This window comes from Boseongicola sp. (assembly GCF_057460485.1).
Window position 1 is genome coordinate 1 of record NZ_JBVCWP010000138.1, and the last position, 10,357, is coordinate 10,357.

Annotated in this window: 6 protein-coding genes and 2 pseudogenes; 6 read left to right on the forward strand and 2 right to left on the reverse strand. The window is 56.6% G+C overall.

All coding sequences use genetic code 11. The features are described 5' to 3' along the window. Positions 1 to 390: 390 nt before the first annotated feature. Together AC221Y_RS14760 and AC221Y_RS14765 are read right to left on the reverse strand one after the other, a co-directional pair. Positions 391 to 1,750: pseudogene (locus AC221Y_RS14760) on the reverse strand (IS1380 family transposase). 209 nt (positions 1,751 to 1,959) lie between these two features. Next, positions 1,960 to 2,892: a LysR family transcriptional regulator gene (locus AC221Y_RS14765; RefSeq protein ID WP_486707612.1), complete on the reverse strand. Its 933-nt coding sequence runs from the start codon at positions 2,890 to 2,892 to the stop codon at positions 1,960 to 1,962. Positions 2,893 to 3,113: 221 nt separating this feature from the next. On the opposite strand from AC221Y_RS14765, the gene chvE reads away from it, so the two are divergent. From chvE to AC221Y_RS14795, 6 genes and pseudogenes are all read left to right on the forward strand, one after another. Then, positions 3,114 to 4,127: a multiple monosaccharide ABC transporter substrate-binding protein gene (gene chvE, locus AC221Y_RS14770; protein WP_299756541.1), complete on the forward strand. Its 1,014-nt coding sequence runs from the start codon at positions 3,114 to 3,116 to the stop codon at positions 4,125 to 4,127. 76 nt (positions 4,128 to 4,203) lie between these two features. Then, entirely contained in the window at positions 4,204 to 5,724 is a 1,521-nt protein-coding gene (gene mmsA, locus AC221Y_RS14775) for a multiple monosaccharide ABC transporter ATP-binding protein (protein WP_299756537.1), read from the forward strand. A gap of 12 nt (positions 5,725 to 5,736) precedes the next feature. Further along, positions 5,737 to 6,933 (forward strand): multiple monosaccharide ABC transporter permease, encoded by a 1,197-nt coding sequence (gene mmsB / locus AC221Y_RS14780; RefSeq protein ID WP_486707613.1) that lies wholly within the window; start codon positions 5,737 to 5,739, stop codon positions 6,931 to 6,933. 4 nt (positions 6,934 to 6,937) lie between these two features. Then, positions 6,938 to 8,680 (forward strand): L-arabinonate dehydratase, encoded by a 1,743-nt coding sequence (gene araD, locus AC221Y_RS14785; protein WP_299750043.1) that lies wholly within the window; start codon positions 6,938 to 6,940, stop codon positions 8,678 to 8,680. Beyond that, positions 8,681 to 9,613, forward strand: a complete 933-nt coding sequence (locus tag AC221Y_RS14790; protein WP_299750046.1) for a Gfo/Idh/MocA family protein — start codon at positions 8,681 to 8,683, stop codon at positions 9,611 to 9,613. It abuts the gene before it with no gap. Positions 9,614 to 9,752: 139 nt separating this feature from the next. Continuing rightward, a pseudogene (locus tag AC221Y_RS14795) lies at positions 9,753 to 10,052 on the forward strand (IS6 family transposase); the annotation flags it as partial. Between the last annotated feature and the right edge of the window lie 305 nt (positions 10,053 to 10,357).

Consider the following 10,357-nt stretch of genomic DNA (forward strand, 5'->3'; position numbering starts at 1 on the left):
CAAAACTGAAATACATTTCATGCAGCTTACCGCCGAGCGCATTGACGAGACTGGCCGCTGCGGCCTTGCGGTCGCTTGGGCTGGTGATCATCGCTTTTGCGGCTTCGGCAGTATAGGATAGTTGAAACAGATACATAGGCATGGCTTTTCTCCCCCAGAATTGGTTATTCCGACATTCCCCAAGTGGCCTGCCGCTCGGCGTCAATTTTGTCTGATCTTGCCGCCAGATCAAGTGTTTTGGGCTCCCAGCCTCGACTGCAATCGTCAGAGCGCTCGAATGTGGGCGGATCAGACCGCGAATGCGCGTCACCTTGGTCATTCGGCCACGTTTTGCAGCGCGGCGAACGGACCTGTCTTGCCGCGTTCGTTCGGTTTTCGCCAATTTCGAGGTCACGCACATGACGGCGGCACCCGCAATCGGTGAATGGCGGCAAGGATGGCCCTGACCATTGGGCCGGTCACACCGCGACCTCGGCGAATTGGAAGGTGATGGCGCGGGCGTGACGCACCACACGGGCACCGATCTTGATCAGCTTGAGCTGCAAGCTGGTCAACGACCAGTCGGCCATGGCTTCGGGCAGCTCGATGCAACGCAGGATGGTTGCCAGGTTGTAGGCCAGTGCGTGAGGCTGTAGCCTCACCTCGTTGTCATGGAACCTCTTGCACGACAGCCTCATCCAGCAGAAGGCGTGCTTTGGCTTCCTTGATGTGCTGCTCAGCGGTGCCACGTTGGTTGTAGAAGCGGGTAACGCACTCCGGCTCCATCGGCAGGTTGGTGACGATGAAGCCAACCTTTGGGAACAACTCGCCCAGATGCCATTCGATCTTGGCGATGACGCGGCGCTCCTCGTCCCAGCTTTGTGCCTGGTAATGGAAGTCTTCGAAGAACCGTTTGACCTTGGTCAGCGAAGGACGTCCGACCGGCCGGGTAAGCCGGTGCACGATCTTCTCGCGCAGGACGGCATTGGCGGGCAGCCGGATGACGTAGAAGTAGCCCGCCTCTTCAAGCTCTGCGTAGATCGCGGGGCTGGCATAGGCGGCATCGGCGCTGCAAGAAGCGGCCACCAAGCTTGCGGCCAGCGTAGCGGGCGATTACCGGGTCGAGCACATCCTGCCAGCCGTCGGCGCTGTGGACGTTGCCGTGCCGCAGGGCGCAGCGTTCCAGCATTCCGAACTGGTTGAACACAAAGAGCGGATGGTACCAGGTGCAGTCGAAATGCCCGTTTCAAGCGGTGCCCTCTTGCTCGCCTTGGGTCGGGCTGACCGAACTGTCCATGTCCAGCGTGATAAATTTCAGCTCATTGCGGTCATGAAACCGGTCAATCCACTGACCGTTCAGATCGGCCAGCGCCGCCCGGTTCTCCGGTAGGGCCAGCGTCTCGGTCTCGAAGCGACCCATCTGCGTGGCTGACGCAGCTTGAGTGTCGACAGCAGGGCCACCCACGATCTGGCGCATGACCGGATCAAGGGCCAGCCGGTCGGCGTCGTTGACGTCCTCGTAGCCCGCTCGCCTGCCATAGACCGATTCCCGGAACTGGCCATCGAGCCGGTGTGTCGTGTTCTTTCCCCCGCGGTTGTCAGACAGCACGCACGACGCAAGATCAGACAGCCCGAGCGCGTCATCCAGGTCACCCACCACCAAGAGGCCGCCATCCGAACTGAGCTGTGTGCCGCGAAATTCTAAGCGCACCCGGCGGTCAAAATTCCCCCGATCACCCCGCTCGGAACCCGCACCCTCTGGGTGACCCAAAAAACCCGTCCTTCATCTTCTGTAATGCAATGAAATATATAGAAATTGTGGCGTTCGAGACAGCAAAATTAGCGAATTACTTGGGGAATGTGGGTTGAAATCCAGCAACACGCATTTTGAGAAACTTCAATATTTTGACTTGGAAAAGTTAATGTGACAACGCCGACAGCACCCAGTCACCGGCTGTTACTAACTCTCACGGTCCGAATTTATGCCAAGCCTGCTGACAAGGCGGTGATGACCAGATCGCGGAGACGGTGAGCCAGGGGGCTGGTGTTACCCGATTTTCGCTGGATGAGGTGATAGGGGGAGATAATTATGGATTGGCGAACAGCGATCGTTTTCATGCCGCCGGCCCCAGATTTGCGGATCAAATCCGCAACTTCACTTGAGACGGGCGAGATCGAATCCGACGTCTGGAGATAGGCGATCATTACGAGCAGGGACGTTGTATTGACGATCTCTTCCGGGAGCGCAATTGCCTGGGCGATGAAGGCTTCTTCAACCGCTTGGCGCATCGGTGTTCCCGCTGGCTGGATGACCCAAGTGTATCCGTCCAAATCCTGCAAAGATGGCTGATCAATTTTCAACAAGGGATGACCGGGCCTGACTAGGAACTCTACGGTCTCAACTCTACCTTGGAAGATTTCAAACTGTCGCGCATCCAGATAGGGGGGGATACGGGAAAGTATGAAATCATAGTCGCCACTCATAAGCCTTTCCATCAGCGCGTCGCTGGGGCCAACATCCACGTAGACTTCAGCGCCTTTTGCATCCTGTTTCAGGGATTGAATTGCCGGAACGACATAAGCCACTGCCGCACCCGTAACAGAGCCGACTCGAACGGTCCCGGTCTTACCTGAACTGAACGCTCCGACTTCGCTTGCGGTTGCCGCCAGCCCGCGCAGTAAGCTTGTGGCGTGCCGGATCAGAACCTCGGCGATCGAGGTTGGCACCATACCTTTGGGATGACGCTCGAACAGTCGCTGGCCAACCATAGCTTCAATCTCGGCCAGCATCCTGGATGCGGCGGGTTGCGTTATGGAAAGTCGATCCGCGGCGACGGATAGTTGGCCATATTCACTAATTTCGTGGATGAGCCTGAGGTGGCGCCATTGCAGCCGTTTGATGAGATCCTGCATCTGAAATAACATACCGAAACAGGCATGAAGAAGTCAAATTATGTAATTTGATTGTTATGTTGGAACGGTGATACCGTTGTGCTAGGCGGCCACAAACTGGCCGGCAACGATGTCCCTGAATGGGACCTGACTAGTCTGATCCCGGATTCGTCAGTTTTTGGGAGGAAGACATGAACAAACTATTTTCGGGGCTTGCGGCCCTTGCACTTGGTGCTGGCCTGATGGCTGTGCCGGCTTATGCTCAGGACAAAGGCACAATTGGCATTGCGATGCCGACCAAATCATCTGCTCGTTGGATTTCTGACGGCAATTCGATGGTCGAGCAGTTCGAAGCCGCGGGCTATGCTGTCGATCTGCAATATGCAGAGGACGACATTCCCAACCAACTTGCCCAGATCGAGAACATGATCACTAAGGAAGTTGATGTTCTGGTCATTGCGGCCATCGATGGGACAACGCTGTCCAATGCGCTGGAGAATGCCGCAGCTTTGGACATCAAGGTCATCGCCTATGATCGCCTCATCCGCGACAGCGGAAATGTCGACTACTATGCCACCTTCGACAACTTCAAGGTCGGCGTGCAGCAGGCCAGTTCTGTCGTTGCCGGTCTTGAAGAAAGGTTTCCAGGCGTTTCGCCTTGGAATGTTGAACTGTTCGGCGGTTCGCCCGACGATAACAATGCGTACTTCTTCTATGATGGTGCGATGTCGGTGCTGCAGCCACTGATCGATGATGGCACTCTTAATGTGGTGTCTAGCCAGATGGGCATGGACACTGTCGGCACACTGCGGTGGGACGGTGCTGTTGCACAGGCGCGCATGGATAACTTGCTGTCTGCACATTACACCGATGCCGTCGTGCATGGTGTGCTAAGCCCTTATGACGGTTTGTCCATTGGCATCCTGAGCTCGCTTAAGGGTGTTGGGTATGGCTCTGGCGACCTGGCGATGCCGATCGTGTCCGGTCAGGACGCCGAACTGCAATCGATCAAGTCGATCATAGCCGGCGAACAGTATTCGACCGTGTTCAAGGACACCCGTGAACTGGCCCGTGTGACTGTTGGTATGGTTGATGCATTGTTGCAAGGCGGCGAGCCTGAGATCAACGACACGTCAACCTATGACAATGGTGTCAAAGTAGTTCCTTCCTACCTGTTGGAGCCTGTGTCGGTTGACGGATCAAACTACCAGAAGATCGTCATGGACTCAGGTTATCATTCCGCAGACGATCTCTAAACAACGGTCTGATAATTGCCTGTTCCGGCTGCGCGGAAAGCAGTCGGGGCGGGCTAAAAGATGGGGGGATGGGTCGATGCAAACACTGCTGGAAATGCGTTCTATCACCAAGAACTTTCCCGGTGTCAAAGCGCTGGATAATGTAAACCTCAAAGTCACCGAAGGAGAGATCCACGCGCTTGTCGGTGAAAATGGTGCCGGAAAATCCACCCTGATGAAGGTTCTTTCGGGCGTTTACCCGCAAGGCACCTATGACGGTGAGATTAACTATGACGGGAAGTTGGCCAGCTTTACTGGTATTGCAGACAGTGAACATCTCGGGATCATTATTATCCACCAGGAACTCGCGCTGGTGCCGCTTTTGTCTATTGCCGAGAATCTTTTCATTGGAAATGAATGTGCCCGTGGCGGCATCATGAACTGGCCTGACACCTATCAGCGTACCGAGGCGTTGTTGAAGAAAGTCGGGCTGAAGGAACGACCTGCCACTGCCGTTGACCGGCTTGGCGTCGGCAAGCAGCAACTGGTCGAGATAGCCAAGGCGCTGTCCAAGGACGTGCGCCTGTTGATACTGGACGAGCCGACAGCAGCATTGTCCGAGGCCGACAGTCAGGCGCTGCTGGATTTGTTGCTGGAGTTGAAGAAACAGGGTGTCACGTCAATCATCATCAGCCACAAATTGAATGAAATTCGCAGGGTTGCTGATACGATCACCGTCATCCGCGATGGCGCGACAGTTTCGACACTGGATGCGCGGACTGAACAAATCACCGAGGATCGGATCGTGCGCGATATGGTCGGTCGCGATATGTCGCAACGCTATCCCGGACGGACCCGTCGCGCCGGCGACATGCTGTTAGAAGTCTCAGACTGGAATGTTTTTCATCAGGAACACGCGACCAGACAGGTGATCAAGGACATCAACTTCCATGTCCGCGCGGGCGAAGTTGTCGGCATTGCCGGGCTCATGGGCGCCGGGCGCACCGAACTGGCAATGAGCATTTTCGGGCGCAGTTACGGCCAGAATATTTCAGGTCAGGTCAAATTAGCAGGCAAGGACATCGACACATCAACAGTAGCCGCGGCAATCCGGAGCGGTTTGGCGTATGTGACCGAGGACCGAAAGGAACTGGGGCTAATACTAGAGGAGACGATCCAGCGGAATATTACGTTGGCAAATCTTCGCGATGTTTCGACCTCGGGAGTCATCAACGAGGCCGAGGAAACCAATGTCGCAGAACGCTACCGCGAGGCGATGAATATCCGCACCCCGAGCGTGTTCCAGAAGGTGATGAACCTGTCGGGGGGGAACCAGCAAAAGGTTGTTTTGTCGAAATGGCTCTTTGCCGGGCCGGAGGTTCTGATCCTTGATGAACCGACCCGCGGCATCGACGTGGGCGCCAAGTTTGAAATCTACGGTATCATCAACGAATTGTCGGCGCAGGGCAAAGGCGTTGTCATGATCAGTTCCGAAATGCCCGAACTTCTGGGCATGAGCGATCGCATTTACGTCATGAATGAAGGCAGCTTTGTCGGCGAACTTGATGCCTCCGATGCAAGCCAGGAGCGCATCATGTCGCTCATCGTCACACATTAGGAGGGCGGCGCAATGACCGATACCACCTCGCCGGATCAGCCCGCTCAGGCTGGTATGTCCAAATATCTTCTAGGCCATTTGCGTGAATACGGGCTGCTGTTTGCCCTAATCGCGATCATGCTGTTTTTTCAGATCGTGACCAACGGCGTGTTGCTGAAGCCGGTGAACATCACCAATTTGTTTCTGCAGAACAGTTATATCATCATCATGGCCCTCGGGATGCTGATCGTGATCGTCGGCGGCAATATCGACCTGTCGGTGGGCTCGGTTATGGGGTTCGTCGGTGCCTTTGCGGCGGTGATGATCGTGAATTGGGACGTGCCAGTTGCGATCACAATTCCGGTCTGCCTCGTGGTTGGCGGGATGATCGGGGCGGCACAAGGATACTGGGTCGCATACTGGAAAATCCCCAGTTTCATTGTCACTCTTGCGGGAATGCTGGTGTTTCGCGGTTTGTCACTTTGGCTTCTCGAGGGGCAATCCGTCGGCCCCTTCCCAAAATCCTTCCAGTTGCTGTCAACCGGGTTCATCCCAGATCTGTTTGGTGTCGGGCGTCCGAACGCGACAGCACTGGCGGTCGGCATCATCGCCGCAATGGCAATCGTGTGGCTGGGGATGCGTAAGCGGGCTCGCAATAAAGCTTATGGGATTGAGGATGAACCGTTCGGCTTTTTCCTTGCGCGCAATGTGATCGTCGCCGGTGCACTACTCTTTGTGATATACAAGCTATCGACGTTCCGCGGACTGCCGAATGTGCTGATCACGATGGGTCTGTTGACAATCGTCTACGCGTTTATCACCGAACAGACGACAATCGGGCGGCGGGTCTATGCGCTTGGCGGAAACGAAAAAGCCGCGAAACTGTCGGGCATTCCGACCGAACGCCTGACCTTCCTAACTTTTGTGAACATGGGCGTGTTGGCCGCACTTGCCGGGCTGATCTTTGCGGCACGGTTGAATACAGCCACACCCAAGGCCGGATTTGCAGTCGAACTCGACGTGATCGCTGCGGTCTTTATTGGTGGCGCGTCGATGTCCGGTGGGGTTGGTAAAATTGTTGGCGCAGTTGTAGGTGCCTTCATCATGGGTGTCATGAACAATGGCATGTCGATCATGGGTATCGGCATTGATTACCAGCAGGTCATCAAGGGGCTCGTGCTGCTCGCCGCTGTGATCTTCGACGTTTACAACAAACAGAAACAGAGCTGATGTCATGACATTCAAACCCGCAATCTGGCCGCGCAAACTACGCTCCCAGGAATGGTTCGGCGGAGACAGCCGTGACCACATCTACCACCGCAGCTGGATGAAAAATCAGGGACTGCCCGCTGATCTGTTTGACGGGCGCCCGGTGATCGGCATCTGCAACACATGGTCGCAACTCACTCCGTGCAACGCGCATCTGCGCGACCTGGCCGAGCGGGTGAAACACGGCATCTACGAAGCTGGCGGACTGCCGTTGGAATTCCCCGTGTTTTCCACTGGTGAAAGCGCATTGCGTCCCACTGCTATGATGTATCGCAACCTTGCAGCGATGGATGTCGAAGAAGCCATTCGTGCCAATCCGTTGGATGGCGTCGCGTTGCTGGTCGGCTGCGACAAGACCACGCCCGCGCTTTTGATGGGGGCGGCCTCGGTCGACCTCCCCGCGATCATGGTCTCCGGCGGTCCGATGCTGAACGGCTGGTTTCGAGGCGAACGCGTCGGGTCGGGCACCGCGCTTTGGCAGATGTCCGAAGATATCAAAGCGGGCAAGATGTCCCGCGAGGACTTTCTTGAGGCTGAACAATCGATGAGCCGCAGCCCCGGATCCTGCAACACCATGGGTACGGCAAGCTCGATGGCTAGCATGGTCGAGGCACTGGGTATGACTCTGTCTGGCAACGCCGCCATCCCCGCCGTCGACAGTCGCCGCCGGGTCATGGGGCATGTGTCAGGACGGCGCATCGTAGAGATGGTCAAGGACGATTTGAAACCTTCCGACGTTTTGACCCGCGACGCCTTTGAAAACGCGATCCGCACCAATGGTGCGATTGGTGGCTCGACCAACGCAGTAATCCACCTGATGGCTATTGCAGGCCGTGTTGGTATCGATCTGACGCTTGACGACTGGGATCGGCTGGGACGCGACGTGCCGACCATCGTGAATCTGATGCCGTCGGGCAAATACCTGATGGAAGAGTTTTTTTATGCCGGTGGTCTGCCAGTGGTAATCAAACGCCTAGGTGAAGCTGGTTTGTTGCATCGCGATACACTGACAGTATCTGGCGAAACCGCGTGGCATCAGGTCAAAGACGCGACCAATTTTAACGAAGACGTGATCCTGCCCGCTGATGCGCCCCTTGCAGAGCAGGGCGGCATTGCTGTCTTGCGCGGCAATCTGGCGCCCAATGGTGCCGTGCTCAAACCCTCTGCCGCCAGCCCGCATCTGCTGACCCATCGCGGTCGGGCGGTCGTGTTCGAGAATATCGACGACTACAAAGCCCGGATTGATGACGACGATCTGGATATTGACGAAACCTGCGTCATGGTGCTGAAAATGTGCGGGCCGCGCGGCTATCCGGGTATGTCCGAGGTGGGCAATATGGGTCTGCCGCCAAAGGTGCTCAAGAAAGGCATCACTGATATGGTGCGCATTTCTGACGCGCGGATGTCGGGCACCGCCTATGGCACGGTGATCCTCCATACCAGCCCCGAAGCTGCCGCCGGTGGGCCTTTGGCCATCGTACGGAATGGCGACATGATCGAGTTGGATATGCCGGGCCGCCGCATACATCTGGACGTTTCTGAGGTCGAGATCGCACGACGTTTGGCGGAATGGGAAAACCCTGTCGCGCCGCCCGCCAGCGGTTATGCCCGTCTGTTTCATGACCACGTACAGGGGGCGGACACCGGCGCCGACTTCGATTTTCTCGTTGGTTGCCGTGGCAACGCAGTGCCAAGGGATTCGCATTAGATGGCCAAACACACACTTGAAATCGCTATCGTCGGTGTAGGGAAAATCGCCCGCGATCAGCATATTCCCGCGATCTCAGGCACCCCCGCATTCACGTTGAAAGCAACCGCAAGCCGCAATGCGCAGGTGGGCGGGGTCGATGGCTACGGCGATCTGGATACGCTGCTGAATGCGCATCCTGAAATCACTTGTATCTCTCTGTGTACACCGCCGCAGGTGCGATATGCCGACGCGCGCCGGGCCTTGTTGGCGGGCCGACATGTGATGCTGGAAAAACCGCCTGGTGCGACGCTCAGCGAAGTGCATGACCTGATCTCCTTGGCTGAGGCGCGGGGTGTGACGCTGTTTGCGACCTGGCATTCAAGGCACGCGGCGAGCGTTACGGCGGCGCGAGACTGGCTGCAAGGCAAGGACATCACAGGGGTCGAAGTAATCTGGAAGGAAGACGTACGTCGTTGGCACCCCGGTCAGGAGTGGATCTGGCAGGCCGGCGGTCTGGGTGTGTTCGATCCGGGCATCAACGCCCTGTCGGTCCTCAGCGCGATCTATCCCCGAGCTTTGCATCTGTCGGCTGCTGAGTTGTATTTCCCGGAAAACCGCGACACGCCAATTGCCGCCGATCTGACGTTCAATGATCCCGGAGGTGCGAACGTTTCAGCGGTCTTCGACTGGCGACAGACCGGACCGCAGACCTGGGATGTGAAAATCGAAACCTCGGACGGGACTGCAATCCTCCGCGATGGTGGGGCCCGGCTGGTTGTTGACGGCACTGAAATCAGTGCGGGGTCGGACCACGAGTACCGTGCGCTTTATGCCCAGTTTAGCGAACTGGTGGCCACAGGCGCATCTGACGTTGATCTGACCCCGATGTTTCATGTGGCCGACGCTTTCACATTGGGGCGCAGGCGGGCCGTCGCGCCCTTTGACTGGTAAGATCCCACTCGACGGGGCGTTGTCACAGTAACTCAACAATCGGCAGATTTCGTCTTTTTGATGGGACTTGAAGTCTCGTAAGGGCATTGTCAGAAGAAGCTGACTTGAACGGGGCAGGGCGGTTTCGTAGCGTTCCGGGATGACAAAACGCTCCCCTTTTGGCTACTTCAAGACCTCTCCTGAAATCATTCGCCTGGCGGTGATGATGTATGCCCGATTTCCGCTTTCGCTTCGAAATGTCGAAGATTTTCTCCATGAGCGCGGCATCGACGTGAGCCATGAAACGGTACGTTTCTGGTGGAATGGATTTGGCCCAATGTTCGCCGCAGAAATCCGTAAGAACCGGATCAATCGGATGCGCGCTCATTCGAATTGGCAATGGCATCTGGACGAAGTTTTTGTGGAGATCAACGGTGAAACGCACTACCTGTGGCGGGCCGCCGCTCTCTCCGAGTGGCGTCAACTCGGTGCGGCATAAAGGGCAGCTTCGTTGTCCTTGCAGAGACTGGTTCGCATTGGTCTGACAGCACCCTTTATATGATCCACCGCGAAAGGGTCACCGCGCGCCAGTTGATCACCGAGCGCGCCGCTCCTCCGATCTGAGGGGGCGGCGCACTTCAATCTAGAAACCACAGCCGACTGGCGACCCAGTCTAAAAAACCGCAGATGCTGTTCACGCATTCGAGCCCAGAATATACATCCTTTCTGGCGCTGTTCTATTCGCATGGCCTGCAGGAAGGGCGG

Excerpts from the sequence above, each read along its gene's own strand:
- mmsA (WP_299756537.1), top strand. The coding sequence starts at position 4,204 with ATGCAAACACTGCTGGAAATGCGTTCTATCACCAAGAACTTTCCCGGT.
- mmsB (WP_486707613.1), top strand. The coding sequence starts at position 5,737 with ATGACCGATACCACCTCGCCGGATCAGCCCGCTCAGGCTGGTATGTCC.
- AC221Y_RS14765 (WP_486707612.1), bottom strand. The coding sequence starts at position 2,892 with ATGCAGGATCTCATCAAACGGCTGCAATGGCGCCACCTCAGGCTCATC.
- chvE (WP_299756541.1), top strand. The coding sequence starts at position 3,114 with ATGGCTGTGCCGGCTTATGCTCAGGACAAAGGCACAATTGGCATTGCG.
- araD (WP_299750043.1), top strand. The coding sequence starts at position 6,938 with ATGACATTCAAACCCGCAATCTGGCCGCGCAAACTACGCTCCCAGGAA.
- AC221Y_RS14790 (WP_299750046.1), top strand. The coding sequence starts at position 8,681 with ATGGCCAAACACACACTTGAAATCGCTATCGTCGGTGTAGGGAAAATC.